Annotated in this window: 13 protein-coding genes and 1 pseudogene; 4 read left to right on the forward strand and 10 right to left on the reverse strand. The window is 73.8% G+C overall.

Annotation, left to right across the window (positions count from 1 at the left end; genetic code table 11):
• Positions 1–257: 257 nt before the first annotated feature.
• Entirely contained in the window at positions 258–1,073 is an 816-nt protein-coding gene (locus BJF79_RS14895) for an MBL fold metallo-hydrolase (protein ID WP_075897987.1), read from the reverse strand.
• A 57-nt stretch (positions 1,074–1,130) separates the two neighbouring features.
• Here BJF79_RS14895 and BJF79_RS14900 point away from each other — a divergent pair, with 57 nt between their 5' ends.
• Positions 1,131–1,907 carry a class I SAM-dependent methyltransferase gene (locus BJF79_RS14900; RefSeq protein WP_075897989.1) on the forward strand — a complete coding sequence of 259 codons (777 nt, stop codon included), beginning with the start codon at positions 1,131–1,133 and terminating at the stop codon, positions 1,905–1,907.
• 36 nt (positions 1,908–1,943) lie between these two features.
• On the opposite strand, the gene BJF79_RS14905 is transcribed toward BJF79_RS14900, so the two are convergent.
• The 5 genes and pseudogenes from BJF79_RS14905 to BJF79_RS59950 all read right to left on the reverse strand — a co-directional run.
• The gene (locus tag BJF79_RS14905; protein ID WP_075897991.1) at positions 1,944–2,555 is read right to left on the reverse strand and encodes a PaaI family thioesterase; all 612 of its coding nucleotides are present in this window, start codon (positions 2,553–2,555) and stop codon (positions 1,944–1,946) included.
• Positions 2,552–4,714 carry an acyl-CoA dehydrogenase gene (locus tag BJF79_RS14910; protein ID WP_075897993.1) on the reverse strand — a complete coding sequence of 721 codons (2,163 nt, stop codon included), beginning with the start codon at positions 4,712–4,714 and terminating at the stop codon, positions 2,552–2,554. Before BJF79_RS14910 ends, BJF79_RS14905 begins: the two co-directional genes overlap by 4 nt.
• A gap of 2 nt (positions 4,715–4,716) precedes the next feature.
• Entirely contained in the window at positions 4,717–5,877 is a 1,161-nt protein-coding gene (locus BJF79_RS14915; protein ID WP_075897995.1) for a steroid 3-ketoacyl-CoA thiolase, read from the reverse strand.
• Positions 5,870–7,288 (reverse strand): AMP-binding protein, encoded by a 1,419-nt coding sequence (locus BJF79_RS14920; protein WP_262402035.1) that lies wholly within the window; start codon positions 7,286–7,288, stop codon positions 5,870–5,872. The genes BJF79_RS14915 and BJF79_RS14920 overlap by 8 nt, the downstream gene beginning before the upstream one ends.
• Positions 7,228–7,500, reverse strand: a pseudogene (locus BJF79_RS59950) (AMP-binding protein); the annotation flags it as partial. The pseudogene BJF79_RS59950 and the gene BJF79_RS14920, both read right to left, overlap by 61 nt.
• Before the next feature lie 171 nt (positions 7,501–7,671).
• On the opposite strand from BJF79_RS59950, the gene BJF79_RS14925 reads away from it, so the two are divergent.
• Entirely contained in the window at positions 7,672–8,595 is a 924-nt protein-coding gene (locus BJF79_RS14925; protein ID WP_075897997.1) for a 3-oxoacyl-ACP reductase, read from the forward strand.
• A gap of 88 nt (positions 8,596–8,683) precedes the next feature.
• On the opposite strand, the gene BJF79_RS59955 is transcribed toward BJF79_RS14925, so the two are convergent.
• The 4 genes from BJF79_RS59955 to BJF79_RS14940 form a co-directional block, all read right to left on the reverse strand.
• A complete protein-coding gene (locus BJF79_RS59955) occupies positions 8,684–9,106 on the reverse strand; it encodes an SDR family oxidoreductase (protein ID WP_262402036.1) in 423 nt (140 codons plus the stop codon).
• Positions 9,034–9,459, reverse strand: coding sequence for a hypothetical protein (locus BJF79_RS59960; RefSeq protein WP_262402037.1), 426 nt, complete (start codon positions 9,457–9,459; stop codon positions 9,034–9,036). Before BJF79_RS59960 ends, BJF79_RS59955 begins: the two co-directional genes overlap by 73 nt.
• 14 nt (positions 9,460–9,473) lie before the next feature.
• Positions 9,474–10,223 carry an SDR family NAD(P)-dependent oxidoreductase gene (locus tag BJF79_RS14935; protein ID WP_075897999.1) on the reverse strand — a complete coding sequence of 250 codons (750 nt, stop codon included), beginning with the start codon at positions 10,221–10,223 and terminating at the stop codon, positions 9,474–9,476.
• Positions 10,224–10,286: 63 nt separating this feature from the next.
• Complete coding sequence (locus BJF79_RS14940) at positions 10,287–10,904, reverse strand: TetR family transcriptional regulator (protein WP_075898001.1); 618 nt, start codon at positions 10,902–10,904, stop codon at positions 10,287–10,289.
• A gap of 254 nt (positions 10,905–11,158) precedes the next feature.
• On the opposite strand from BJF79_RS14940, the gene BJF79_RS14945 reads away from it, so the two are divergent.
• Together BJF79_RS14945 and BJF79_RS14950 are read left to right on the forward strand one after the other, a co-directional pair.
• Positions 11,159–12,577, forward strand: a complete 1,419-nt coding sequence (locus BJF79_RS14945; protein WP_262402068.1) for an FAD-binding protein — start codon at positions 11,159–11,161, stop codon at positions 12,575–12,577.
• A gap of 2 nt (positions 12,578–12,579) precedes the next feature.
• Entirely contained in the window at positions 12,580–13,752 is a 1,173-nt protein-coding gene (locus BJF79_RS14950) for an alpha/beta hydrolase family protein (RefSeq protein ID WP_075898127.1), read from the forward strand.
• The last annotated feature ends 33 nt before the right edge of the window (positions 13,753–13,785 follow it).

A 13,785-nucleotide genomic window follows, 5' to 3' on the forward strand; every position in this document is an offset into this window, starting at 1 on the left:
TGCCGTGGGCGGCCGCCGCGATGTCCGCGCTGTCCGCGAGGACGGCTTCGATCGCCGCGGCCCACGCGTCGGCGGCCCGTTTGACCGTCTCGGCGGCGAACTGTTCCTTGCCGCCGGGAAAGTGGAAGTACAGCGACCCCTTGGGCGCCTGGGCTTCGGCCAGGATCTGGTTCAGCCCCATGGCGTGGTGGCCTGGCGCTGGAACAGGTTCTGGGCCGTGTCGAGGATGCGGTTCCTCGTCTCTTCCCGGGCCGCCGTCAGGCGGCCGGGGTCCGGTCGAACTCCACCGGGTCGTGCGCGCAGACGACGTCCGCTTTCCCGGTGAGCGCCAGCTCGTTGAGGCGGCGCAGGTTGCGGCGGCGGGCGTCCCGGTCGGTCTGCACGAAGGACTGGAAGGCCCGGATCGCGGGAGGGCAGGACGGGTCGGGCTCCATCTGGCCGCGGTTGAAGTAGGCGTCGCCCGCGTGCAGCAGCCAGCGGCCGTCGCGGTCGACGGCGACGCCGGTGTGCCCGCGCGTGTGCCCGGCGAGGGGGACGAGCAGGATCGTGGGCGGCAGCCCCGGCAGGTCCCGGACGGCCGAGAAGCCGAACCAGTCGTCCCCGCCCGCCGTGTGCTCGACCCAGTCGGGGCCGTGCGCCCACTGGGCGGGGTGGTAGCGGAAGCGGTCGAGGGCGGTGGCCGGACGCCGCGCGGCTTCGAGTTCGGCGGCGTGGACGTGGACCTTCGCGTGCGGGAAGTCGCCCAGGCCGCCCGCGTGGTCGACGTCCAAGTGGGTCAGCACGATGTGCCGGACGTCGGATGGTTCGTAACCGAGCTCGACGACCTGGCGGGCGGCGGTCTCGGCGGCGTCCAGGACCGGCCTGGAGTACAGCCGGAAGCTTCTTCGCAGCCGTTCCGGACGGGCCACGTCGTCGAGGCCGTACCCGGTGTCGACCAGGACCAGCCCGTCGTCGGTCTCGATGAGGAGGCAGTGGCAGATCAGCCGCGCCAGGGAGAACGGGCTGCCGATGCCGGTGACCAGGCTCCCACCGGCCGGGCGGGAGGTCCCGCAGTTCAAATGGTGAACGCGCATGGATTGGACTATAGAGACCGGTCTAGTTAATTACTAGACCAGTCTCTATATTTTCGGATGGGAGATGATGGACGGGTGCGTACGTTCGAGGAACTGGTCGCGGAGGCCGAGGCGGAGCCCGTCGAAGGGTGGGACTTCTCGTGGTTCGAGGGACGGGCCACCGAGGCGCGGCCTTCGTGGGGGTATCAGCGGTCGATGAGCGCCCGGCTGGGCACGGTCGATGCGGCGCTGGACGTCCAGACGGGCGGCGGCGAGGTGCTCGCGGGGGCCGCGTCGTTCCCCCGGACGATGGTGGCCACCGAGGGGTGGCCGCCGAACGTCGCGAAGGCGACGCGGACGCTGCATCCGCGCGGGGTCGTCGTGGTGGCGGATCCGGACGAGCCGCCGCTGCCGTTCGGCGACGCGGCGTTCGACCTCGTGACGAGCCGGCATCCCGTGACGGTGTGGTGGGACGAGATCGCGCGGGTGCTGCGTCCGGGCGGAACCTACTTCGCGCAGCACGTGGGGCCCGGGAGCGTGTGGGAGGTCGTGGAGTTCTTCCTCGGCCCCCAACCGGACGCCGAGCAGGCGCGGCACCCGGACGCGGAGCGGGCCGGTGCGGAGGCCGCGGGGCTGGAGGTCGCCGACCTGCGGATGGAGCGGCTCCGGATGGAGTTCTTCGACGTGGGGGCCGTCGTGCACTTCCTGCGGAAGGTCGTGTGGACGGTCCCGGGGTTCACGGTCGAGGGACATCGGGAGCGGTTGCGGGAACTGGACGAGCGGATCCGGGCGGACGGCCCGTTCGTCGCCCATTCGACGCGGGTGCTCTTCGAGGCGCGCAAGCCCGCGGGGTGAGTCCCCGGGCCGCGCGGGCGGCCCGGGGACGTCCCGTCAGCGGGGGCGGGGCGGGTACTTCGCGATGAACAGGCCCTCGGCGGTGACGCAGTCGCGGCCGTTGTGCCGGATGGCGCCGACCGTCCGGATCTTGCGGCCGTCCACCGACACCTGGCGGGCCGAGACGGTCAGCGGCTCGAACAGCGGCGTGAGGCGGTGGTAGCGGAGGGTCAGTTCGGCCGTCATGCCCGAAACGCCCGCCCAGCCGTTCGCGACGCCGAGGGTGTGGTCGAGCATCAGGGCGGAGATTCCGCCGTGCACGCTCGACGGCGGCCCCTGGTAGGGGAGGTCGAGGGTGACGTCCGCCGAGATGCCGCCGTCGGCCGTGCCCTCGTATTCGAGGGGCGGGGCGATGGGGTTCTCGGGGCCGGTGGCCGGGTCGTGGCGGGTGTTGCCGTCGCCCTGCCACATGTCGACCAGCCGGTCGCCGAGGGGCGGCGCCGTCGCTTCGAGGTCGTCGGCGACGGCGTTCAACCGGTCGGCGATGTCCGACATGTCGGCCGTGGAGATGTCTCCGGCGCGGACGAGCGCGGCGATGACGCGGCGGGCGGCGGCGGACGCGCCGTCGACGCCGCAACCGCGCGCGGACGCCTGCAGGTCGATCGTCATGCGGGCCTCCCCGTCGGCTGCGGATCGCGCGGCAGCCCGAGGATCCGCTCGCCGATGATGTTGAGCTGGACGTCGGTGGTGCCACCGGCGATCGACATGTTGCGGGAGTTCAGGAACATCCACGTGGGGTCCTGCATGCCGCCGGGGCCTTCGCCGGTGAGGGCGTCCGGGCCGATCCAGTCGACGGCGGTCTCCCACACCTGCTGGAGGTGCTCGACGCCGATGAGCTTGCCGATGGACGACTCGGCGCCCGGCTGCCCACCGGCGAGGGAACGCAGCGTGGTGCGGAGCCCGAACAGGCTGCTGGACTGCGCGTCGCAGAGCACCCCGCCGAGGGTGGTGAGGCGCTCGTCGTCGTCCTGCTGGACGAGTTCGAGGAGGGCCTCGCCGCCGCTGCCGAGGGACGAGTCGTTCGACAGCGACACGCGCTCGTTCGCGAGGGTGGTGCGGGCGAGTTTCCAGCCGTCGCCGGGGCTCGCGACGAGGAGGTCGTCGGGGATGAAGACGCCGTCGAGGAACACCTCGTTGAACAGGGTGTCGCCGGTCAGCTCCCGCAGGGGGCGGATGTCGATCCCGGGCGACTTCATGTCGAGGAGGAAGTACGACAGCCCCTTGTGCTTGGGGACGGACGCGTCGGTGCGCGCGAGGAGGATGCCCCAGTCGGCCTCGCGGGCCATGGACGTCCAGACCTTCTGCCCGCTGATCTTCCAGCCGCCGTCGACCTTCTCCGCGCGGGTGGTGAGGGCGGCGAGGTCGGAGCCCGCGCCGGGCTCGCTGAACAGCTGGCACCAGCGGATGTCGCCGCGCAGGGACTTCGGCAGGAACCGCTCGTGCTGGCCGGACGAGCCGTGCGCGATGAGCGTAGGCACCACCCAGTTACCGATGATCATGTCGTGGGCGCGCAGGTCCGCGGCCCGCATCTCCTCGGCGATGACGAGCTGGGTGACGGCGTCCGCGCCCTTGCCCCAGGGGGCGGGGAGGTGCGGCGACGTGTAGCCGCGGTCGGCGAGGTAGTCGATCCGCTCCTTGCCGTCGAGGGCCTTGGCCGGTTCGAGCTCGGCGGGGATCCCGGCGCGGATCGTCTCGGCTTCCGGGGGCAGCTCGACCGACAGCTCGCGGCGGACGCCGTCGAGGGTGAGGCGCGCGACGCGGCGGCGCCAGGCGCCGGTGGAGCCGAGGACGACGCGCAGCGTCTGCGTCCGGCGCAGGTAGAGGCTCGCGTCGTGTTCCCAGGTGAAGCCGATGCCGCCGAGCGTGTTGATGCAGTCCTTCGCGGTGGTGAAGGCGGCCTGGACCGACGTCGCGCCGGCGACGGCGGCGGCGAGGGACGCCTCGCGGGGGTCGCCGTCCTGGGCGCGGGCGGCGTCCCACGCGCAGGCGCGGGCCTGCTCGGCGTGGGCGAGCATGCGGGCGCAGCGGTGCTTGACGCCCTGGAACTGCCCGATCGGACGGCCGAACTGCTCGCGGACCTTCGCGTAGTCGGCGGCGGTCGCGGTCGCCCAGTCGGCGAGGCCGGAGGACTCGGCCGCGAACAGGACGGCGGCCAGGTCGAGGACGGCCTGGTCGTCGAGGTCGAGGATCGCGTCCGGGACGATGCCGTCGGCGCGCAGGCGGCCGAGGCGGCGGGTCAGGTCGTGGCTCGGCAGTTCCTCGGCGGACGCACCGGTGACGACGGCCCACGCGGTGCGCTCGCCGTCGCGTGCGGGCACGACGAGGACGTCCGCGAGGTGCGCGCCGATGATCGGCTCGGACGTCCCTTGGAGCGTTCCGTTCGCGGTGAGTTCGAGCCCGCCGGGGCGCAGCGCGACGGCGCCGAGCGTCGTCCCGGCCGCGAGCCCTTCGAGGTGCCCGCGGTGACCGGCGCGGTGCAGGACGGCGCTGGCCAGCACGGTCGGCAGGAACGGGCCGGGGGTCATCGCGCGGCCGAGTTCCTCCAGGACGACCGCGAGTTCGAGCAGCCCGTAACCGGCGCCGCCGAGGTCCTCGGGGAGGTGCAGGCCGAGCAGGCCCTGGCCCGCGAGGTCGTCCCAGAACGGCGGGACCTTCTCCCGGTCGGCGTCCACGGCGGTGCGCACGGCGGCCTGCGTCACCTGGCGGTCGGTGAGGGCGCGCACGGCGTCGCGGAGGTCGCGGTGCTCCTCGGTCAGTCCGATGGTCATGCTCAGATCCGTTCGATGATGGTGGCGGTGGAGTGCGCGCCGCCCGCGCACATGGTGACGAGCGCCGTCGACTTGTCGGCGCGCTCCAGCTCGTTCACGGCCTGCGTGATCAGGCGGGCGCCGGTGGAGCCGACCGCGTGGCCGAGGGCGATCGCGCCGCCGTTGACGTTGACCTTGTCCATGTCGGCGCCGAGGACGCCCGCCCACGACAGGACGACCGACGCGAACGCCTCGTTGATCTCGACGAGGTCGATGTCGGACAGCTTCATCCCGGCGCGGCCGAGGACGTCGCGGGTGGAGTCGATCGGGCCGTCGAGGTGGTAGTGCGGGTCGGAGCCGACCATGGTGGACGCGACGATGCGGGCGCGGGGCCGCAGGCCGAGTTCGTCCGCGCGCTCGCGCGACATCAGCAGGACGGCGGCGGCGCCGTCGCTGATCTGCGACGAGTTCCCGGCGGTGTGGATACCGTCCGGAACGACCGGGTTCAGCCCGCCGAGCTTCTCCAGCGACGTCTCGCGGAGGCCCTGGTCGCGGGTGACGGTCGCGGTCTCGCCGGTCGGGCCCTCCTTCGTCATGACGGGGGCGTCGATCTCGACGATCTGGCCCGCGAAGCGGTCCTCTGCCCAGGCGCGCGCGGCCTTCTGCTGGGAGGCGAGGCCGAGCGCGTCGGCGTCCGCGCGGGTGATCCCCCGGTTCTTCGCGATGCGCTCGGCGGCGGTGAACTGGTCGGGGTAGTCGAAGTCCCAGCCGTCCGGCATGGGGCTGCCGGTCTCGGGGGTGAGGGCCTGGCCGAGGAAGACGCGGCTCATCGCCTCGACGCCGCAGCCGATGCCGGTGTGGATCGTTCCGGCGGCGATCAGCCCGGCGACGAGGTGGACGGCCTGCTGGGACGAGCCGCACGCGCAGTCGATGCTGGTGCAGGCGGTCGTGTAGGGCAGGCCCGCGTACAGCCAGGCGTTGCGGGTGACGTTGTTGGCCTGCTCCCCCGCCTGGGTGACGCAGCCGCCGACGACCTGCCCGACGGTGGACGGGTCGACGCCGAGCCGGTCGAGGAGCCCCTTCTGCGCGGCGCCGAGGAGCTGCGCGGGGTGCAGGCCGGACAGGGCGCCGTGGCGCTTGCCGACCGGGGTGCGGACGGCGTCGACGATGACTGCTTCAGGCATGGGGGTTTCCTTCCTGACCGGTCAGGACGCGCTTGGCCCAGCGGTAGTCGGCCTTGCCGCTGGGCGAGCGCATCACGGCTCCGGTGAACGTGATGTGCGCAGGGATCTTGTAACCGGCGAGGTGGTCGCGCAGGTACGCGCGGAGTTCGTCGACGGACGGGCCGGTGCCCGGGCGGGCCTCGACGACGGCGGCGACGCGCTCGCCGAACCGTTCGTCGGGGACGCCCGCGACCAGCGCGTCCATGACGGCCGGGTGGGACTTGAGGGCCTGCTCGACCTCTTCGGGGAAGACCTTCTCGCCGCCGGTGTTGATGCAGCCGGAGCCGCGGCCGAGGACGATCACGGTGCCGTCGGCCTCGATGCGGGCCATGTCGCCGAGGAGCGTCCAGCGGACCCCGTCGATGACGGGGAACGTGGCGGCGGTCTTGTCGGGGTCGTTGTGGTAGCCGAGCGGGACGTGCCCGCTGCGGGCGATGTACCCGATCTCGTCCGAGCCGGGCGCGATCGGCTTCATCGCGCCGTCCACGACGGTGACGAGGGGGTTCGGGGCGAGCCGCATGAGGCCGTCCGCGCCAACGGTGATGGTGCCGTCGACGCCCGACTCGGACGCGCCGAACCCGTTGTTGACGAACAGGCCGGGGAACAGCTCGGCGAACTCCTCCTGCACGCTGCGGGAGAGGATGGCGCCGCCGGAGCCGAGCACCTTCAGGGACGACAGGTCGTGGTCCGCGCCGTGCGCGCGGATCGCGTCGGCGAGCGGGCGGGCGATGGCGTCGCCGACGACCATGACGATCATGGGCTTCTCGCGGTCGATGAGGCGGAGCGTCTCGAGCGGGTCGAAGCGGCGCATCAGCACGGTCAGCGAGCCGGTCAGCAGCGACGTGAGCAGGTTGTAGCTCGCGGCGCCGTGCATCAGCGGCGCGGTCACCAGGTAGGTGATCGGGTCGCCGGCGACGGCGGCGGCGGTGAGCGCCTCGGCAGTGCGGTGCGGCTCGCCGTAGTGGTTCCCGCCGCGCAGGGCGGCCATGTAGAAGTCCTCGTGCCGCCAGACGACGCCCTTCGGCAGGCCGGTCGTGCCGCCGGTGTAGATGACGATGCGGTCGTCGGCGGAGCGGTCGTCGCGCGGGGCCGCGCCGTCCGGCGCGTCCGGTGCGTCGGCGAACCCGGCGACGGCGACGCGGACCCGGCCAGGACGGCGCCTGCGCCGGGGCTTCGGCGGGGGCTTCGCCCGTCCGGACGACCACGGCGAGCGCGCAGCGCGGGGCAGCCGTCGGCGACGCGGGCGGCGGCGGGCGCGAACTCCTCGTCGACGAACAGGGCGGCGAGGCCCGCGTCGGTGTAGAGGTGGTGCAGCTCCCGGTCGGTGTAGCGGTAGTTGATGTTGACCGGGACGGCCCGCGCCTTCAGGCACCCCAGCAGCGCCTCCACGTACTCGACGCCGTTGAGCATGTGGAGGCCCACGTGCTCGCCGGGCCCGACACCGGACGCCCGCAGCCGGGCGGCCTGCGCGTCGCGGCGGTCGAGCTCGGCGAAGGTCGCCCGCCGGTCGCCGCAGACCACGGCGGGACGGTCCGGCAGCGCCGCGGCCACCGCCTCGAAGAGTGTCGCCAGCTGAAGCGTCATGGTGGCGAAGTTAGAATTCGTTCTCGTCCCGGGCAAGGACAGTCTCACTGAGTGGTTAGGACGGGCGTCAGCCGGGGCTTCCGGTCCGCTGAGCGGGATCGGCGCGCCGCGGAAAATAGAATTCGTACTAGCCTCCGGGGCGCCACGTGAACCACCCGACGGGAGCACCCGATGAACGCTGACCTCACCCTGGCGGACCGGACCGCCATCGTCACCGGCGCGGGCGCCGGTCTGGGCCGCAGCGAGGCCCTCGCGCTGGCCGGGCAGGGCGCCGCGGTCGTCGTCAACGACATCGGCGCGGCCGCCGAGGACGTCGCGGCGGAGATCCGCGCCGCGGGCGGCAAGGCCGTCGCCGTGGCCGGGGACGTCGGCGACTGGTCCCTCGGCGAGAAGCTCGTGCGGACGGCCGTCGAGACGTTCGGCGGACTCGACGTGCTGGTCAACAACGCGGGCGTGCTCCGCGACAAGATGCTGTTCAACCTGGCCGAGTCCGACTGGGACGACGTGATCCGCGTCCACCTGAAGGGCCACGCGTCGGTGTCGCGCGCCGCCGCCGTGCACTGGCGGGCGGCGAGCAAGGCCGCGGGCGGGCCGGTGTACGGACGGGTGATCAACACGGCGTCCGAGGCGTTCCTGTTCGGCTCCGCCGGGCAGCCGAACTACTCGGCGGCGAAGGCCGGGATCGTCGCGCTGACCCTGTCCACGGCGCAGGGCCTCGCCCGGTACGGCGTCCGCGCGAACGCGATCTGCCCGCGCGCGCGCACGTCCATGACCGAGGCGTCGTTCGGCGAGGGCACCTCCCCCGGCGGCCTGGACGTCATGGCGCCCGAGCGCGTCGGGACGTTCGTCGGCTACCTCGCGTCCCCGGCCGCCGCGAAGATCAGCGGGCAGGTGTTCGTCGTGTACGGCGACATGGTCGCGCTGATGGCCGCGCCGACCGTCGAGCAGAAGTTCACCGCCGCGAGCGGCGTGTTCTCCCCCGAGGAGTTCGCCGCGCAGGTCACCCCGTACTTCGAGGACCGCGAGCCGCACCGCACGTACGCCGCGTGGGACGTCGCCGCCCTCGACACGACCGGCACCGGCCCCCAGGGCTGACCGCCCGCTCCGTTGACCTGCGGCGTGTTGCCCTTATCCGGCCGCGGATAAGGGCAACACGCCGCAGGTCAACGAAAAGCGCGGGACGTCAGTAGGTGGCCGGGCCGCGCAGGGTGGCTTCGGCGCCGCCGTCCACGTAGACGACCTGCCCCGCCATGTGGGAGTTCGCCGGGGAGATCAGCCAGGCCAGCGCCTCGGCGATGACCTCCGGCTCGGCGTAGCCGTTGAGCGGCATCGGCACGGCCCGGTCCATCACCGCGCGCATCTTCTCGTCGGCGAACAGCGGGTCGCTCATCGGCGTGCGGACGACGCCCGGCGCGACCGCGTTCAGCGGGATGCCCGCGCCCGCCCACTCCGGCGAGACGGACGCGGCGCGCAGCCACCGGGCCAGCGCCGACTTCGACGACGGGTACAGCCGGTTGCCCTCGCCGCGCTCGATCACCTTCGCGGCCGCCGCGAGCGCCGCGGGCTCGTCGCCGTCCAGGCAGGCCCGCAGGACGTCGTCGTCCACCGGCTGCGTCCCGGAGATCGACCCGACGGCGGCGGCGCGCGGCGAGCGGCGCGGGCGAGCGCGGGGCGCAGCCCCTCCAGCAGGGCGAGCACGCCGAAGTGGTTCACGGTCACGGTGAGGGGCGTCGGGCCGGACACGCCCGCGCACGCCACGACGCCGTCGAGCGTCCCGCCCGACCGGTCGAGGACGGCGGCGACGGCGGCGTCGCGCCCCTCCGGCGTGCCGAGGTCGGCGCACACGTCGGCGTCCCGCAGGTCGACGCCGATGACGTCGTCGCCGCGGTCGCGCAGGATCCCGGCGAGCGTCCGGCCGATGCCGGAGGCGGTGCCGCTGATCGCGATCGTTCGTCCCATGCTGCGGGTCTCCTTCACATGTTGGAGCCGCCGTCGACCCGCAGGTCGACACCGGTCTGGTAGGCGGCGTCGGACGAGCCCGCGTACGCGATCACGGCCGCGATCTGGTCGGGCCGGGCCGCCCCGAAGGGCGCGGCGAGCCGTCCGAAGTACGTCGGGTCCACGCCCTCGGGGAACATGTCGGGCGACCTGGTCAGCGGGGTGTCGGTGCTGCCGGGCGAGACCGACAGGACGCGGACGCGGCGCTGGCTCAGCTCGGCGGCCAGGCTCAGCGAGAACGAGAGCACCGCGCCCTTGGACGCCGAGTACGCCGACATGTACGGGTTGCCCTGCACCGCCGACAGGGACGCGACGTTGACGATCGCGCCCGTCCCGTCCGGGAGGTGCGGGGCCGCCTCGCGGCAGAACAGGGCGGTTCCGACCAGGTTGACCTGGAACAGGCGCATGAGGTCGTCGACGGTGAGGGCGCCGAGCGGCGTGGTCTTGTGGATGCCGGCGACGTTCACCAGGACGTCGATGCCGCCGAGCGCCGCCGCCGCGTCCCGGACGGCGGCGATCACGGCGGGCTCGTCGGTGACGTCGGCGACGTGCGACGCGAACGTCCCGGGGCCGCCGATCGCGGCGGCCGTCTCGGCGAGTCCGGCGGCCGACAGGTCCACCCCGTACACGGCGGCGCCCTCGCCGGTGAGGCGGCTCGCGGTGGCCCGCCCGATGCCCGACGCGGCACCGGTGAGCAGCACTTTCACACCGTCATAGCGATTCATGACCGAAAGCTAGCGCCGTTCGGGCGGGCGTCGCCGGGGCCGTCCCGGCCACCGGAAGACCGATCAGTTCCCGGGCGCGTTGGAGCGGGGCGCGAGGAGCAGGCGGCACGCCATCCGGATGTCGCTGTCGACGTCCGCGAGGGACGCGCGCCCGTTCAGGCTCATCTGCAGCACCCCGTACCAGCACTGCATGAGCAGCCGCACCAGCCGGACGTCCTGCGCCGTCGGCACCTCGATGCCGATGGCCAGCAGCACGATCTCCTGGAACGTGGTGTCTATCTTGGCGGTGTCCACGACGGTCGCGACGTTGGCGCTGTTGGCCGCCTGCAGCATCGACGCCGACAGCAGCGGCTGCGCCATCAGCGTCCGGCTGGCGGCGACGAGCAGGTCGGCGACCGCGTCCTCCGGGTCGATGCCGGGGCCGGGCGGGCCGACGCCCTCCCCGAACCGGTCCACCTGCGCGGCCATCACCGCCGTGAACAGGTGCACCTTCGAGGGGAAGTACCGGTACAGGGTGCCGATGGCCACCCCGGCGGCCTTGGCGACCTCGTGCATCTGCACGCGTTCGAGGGGCTTCTCGCCGCCGATGCGCATGGCGGCGCGCAGGATGCGCTGCCGCCTGTCGTGCTGCTCCGGCGAGCTGGGCTCGGCCGACAGCCTGGCCGACGCGATCCGCGCCACGATGTCCCCCTTCCGGCTCCTGTACCGCCACGACCTTACCCAGCGACCGGCCCGGACCCGCGTTCGGCGATACCGCTCAGTGGGACGCGCCGGGCCGGGCGGCCGCGCCGCGCTTACGTTCGTCGCGCCGAGAGAGGGGACGTCAGTGGGCGAATGGTCGGACGAATACGACGTGGTGGTCGCCGGTTCGGGCGCCGGGCGGGGCGCTGGCCGGCGCGCTCGCCGCGGCGGCGGGCGGGCGGCGCACGGCCGTCCTGGAGAAGACGGCGCTGCTGGGCGGGACGAGCGCCTACTCGGGCGCGTCGATCTACCTGCCGGGCAGCCGAGTGCAGCGGCGCGCCGAGATCGACGACTCCACCGAGTCGGCGCGCACCTACCTGAAGGCGCTGCTCGGCGACGACACCGCCGCCGAGCTGCGGGAGGCGTTCCTGGACGCCGCGCCCCGGGTCGTCGAGTTCCTGGAGAACGACCCGGACATCGAGTTCGAGTGGCAGGCGTTCCCCGAGTACTACGAGGCGCCCGGACGGACGGCGCGCGGCCGCTCGTTCGTGCCGCTGCCCATCGCGGCCGAACGGCTCGGCGCGCTCGCCGCGCTCGTCCGTCCGCCCGTGGACCGCGACCGGGCCGGGCTGTCGCACGACCCGTCCGCCCCGCTGGCGCAGGGCCGGGCGCTGATCGGGCGGCTGGCGCTGGCGTTCACGAACACCGGGCGCGGCGACGTCCGTACCGGCACGGCGCTGACGTCGCTGATCGTTGAGGACGGGCGGGTCGTCGGCGTCGAGGCGCAGGGCCCGGACGGGCCGGTGCGGCTGCGGGCGCGGCACGGGGTGCTGCTCGCGGCGGGCGGGTTCGAGTCGTCGGCCGCGCTGCGGGCCGAGCGGTCGGTGCCGGGGTCGGCGGAGCGCACGATGGCGCCGGACGGCGCCGCCACCGGCGACGCGATCACGGCGGCCGTCGCGGTCGGCGCGGCCACCGGCAACCTGGACCAGGCGTGGTTCTGCCCCGGCCTCGCCACCCCGGACGGGCGCGCCGCGTTCACGCTCGGGTTCCGCGGCGGCCTCATCGTGGACGGGACGGGCGGCCGGTTCGCCAACGAGTCGCTGCCCTACGACCGGATGGGCCGCGAGATGGTCGCCGTGGACGACCGCGGCCCCATGCACCTGATCTTCGACTCGAAGTCGAAGGGGCTGCCCGCGATCGCCGTCCCCCCGGCCGTCCCCGAGGAGCACCTCGCGGCCGGAACGTGGGTGAAGGCCGACACGCTGGACGAGCTGGCGGCGAAGATCGGCGTCCCGGCCGACGCGCTCGCCGCGTCCGTCGAACGGTTCAACGGGTTCGCGGCCAAGGGCGTCGACGAGGACTTCCACCGGGGCGAGGACCCCTACGACCGGTACTTCACCGGCGGCGGGCACGGCCTGGTCGCGGTCGACGAGGGCCCGTTCTACGCGGCCCGCATGGTCGTCAGCGACCTCGGCACCAAGGGCGGGCTCCGCATCGACCCCGACGCGCGGGTGCTCGACGCGTCGGACCGTCCGATCCCCGGCCTGTACGCGGCGGGCAACACCACCGCGTCGTTCACCGGCCCGGTCTACCCGGGGCCGGGCGTCCCCATCGGCACCGGCATGGCGTTCGCGTACCGGGCCGTCCAGGCCATGGCTTCCGAGGAGAAGTGACCGTGACATCGTTCAGGACGCGGGCCGCCGGGCTCGCCGCCGCAGTGGTGTGCGCCGCGACGTTCGGGGCGGCCGTCCCCGCCCAGGCGGACGTCGCCCCGGGCCAGCGCGGCCGTCTGCTGGCCGCCGGGCCCGTCGCCGGGACGGCGGCGCTGCCGAGCGCGGCCGTCAACCGGAAGATCGGCTACACGTCGGAGGGCGCGAACGGCCGGAAGATCACCGTGACCGGCACCGTGGCGGTCCCGAAGGGGACGCCGCCGCGCGGGGGCTGGCCGGTGCTGAGCTGGGCGCACGGGACGACCGGTACCGCCGACGTCTGCGCGCCCTCCGCCGACACCGCGGACGGCCCCGCGCACGACTACCTGTCGGTCACCGAACGGTACCTCGACCGGTGGGTCGCGAACGGATACGCGGTGGTGCAGACCGACTACGAGGGACTCGGCACCCCCGGCGGCCACCCGTACATGCACGGGACGAGCGAGGCGAACGCCGTCGTCGACATCGTCCGCGCCGCCCGCGACCTCGACCGCGGCATCGGCCGGAACTGGTACGTCGCCGGGCACAGCCAGGGCGGGCACGCGGCGCTGTTCACCGCCGCCGCCCGGCAGACGCCCCGCGACGTGCGGCTCCAGGGCGCGCTGGCGCTGGCCCCCGGCTCGCAGACCAGCGCGACGCCCGAGTACGTCAAGGCCGGGTACCCGGGCGCCGAGGCGGCGATGCCGTTCCTGTTCGTGCTGCTCACCGGCGCCGAGGCCGCCGAACCGTCGATCGTCCCCGAGGACCTGCTGACCGACGAGGCCCTCCCGATGCTGGAGGCCGCGCGCACGTCCGCCTGCACCTTCGGGCTGCGGCGGATGGCGGAGGGCTTCGACCCGACGAAGGTGTTCAAGCCGGACGCGGACCTGGGGCCGTTCACCGAGTACCTGCGCTCGCAGGAGCCGACGGGCCTGAACCTGCGCGTGCCGACGCTCGTGCTGCAGGGCACCGCCGACACGATGGTCACCCCGGACGCGACGAAGCTGCTTCTCGGCGATCTCTGCGAGCGGCAGGACACGATCGCGTACCGCGAGTACGAGGGCGCCGACCACCGCGAACTGCTCGACGCGTCGTTCGCCGACGGCCTGCGGTACACCGAGAGCCTGCGCCGGGGCGAGACGCCGCCGTCCGACTGCTGATCGGGACGCGCGATCGGCGCGCCGCCCGCCCGT

It is taken from the genome of Actinomadura sp. CNU-125, assembly GCF_001942465.1.
GTDB lineage: Bacteria > Actinomycetota > Actinomycetes > Streptosporangiales > Streptosporangiaceae > Spirillospora.

What these genes read in the sequence shown, in the direction of transcription:
- BJF79_RS14900 (WP_075897989.1), top strand. Translation starts at nt 1,131, where the DNA reads ATGGGAGATGATGGACGGGTGCGTACGTTCGAGGAACTGGTCGCGGAG.
- BJF79_RS59960 (WP_262402037.1), bottom strand. Translation starts at nt 9,459, where the DNA reads ATGGGACGAACGATCGCGATCAGCGGCACCGCCTCCGGCATCGGCCGG.
- BJF79_RS14935 (WP_075897999.1), bottom strand. Translation starts at nt 10,223, where the DNA reads ATGAATCGCTATGACGGTGTGAAAGTGCTGCTCACCGGTGCCGCGTCG.
- BJF79_RS14925 (WP_075897997.1), top strand. Translation starts at nt 7,672, where the DNA reads ATGAACGCTGACCTCACCCTGGCGGACCGGACCGCCATCGTCACCGGC.
- BJF79_RS14905 (WP_075897991.1), bottom strand. Translation starts at nt 2,555, where the DNA reads ATGACGATCGACCTGCAGGCGTCCGCGCGCGGTTGCGGCGTCGACGGC.
- BJF79_RS14910 (WP_075897993.1), bottom strand. Translation starts at nt 4,714, where the DNA reads ATGACCATCGGACTGACCGAGGAGCACCGCGACCTCCGCGACGCCGTG.
- BJF79_RS14915 (WP_075897995.1), bottom strand. Translation starts at nt 5,877, where the DNA reads ATGCCTGAAGCAGTCATCGTCGACGCCGTCCGCACCCCGGTCGGCAAG.
- BJF79_RS14895 (WP_075897987.1), bottom strand. Translation starts at nt 1,073, where the DNA reads ATGCGCGTTCACCATTTGAACTGCGGGACCTCCCGCCCGGCCGGTGGG.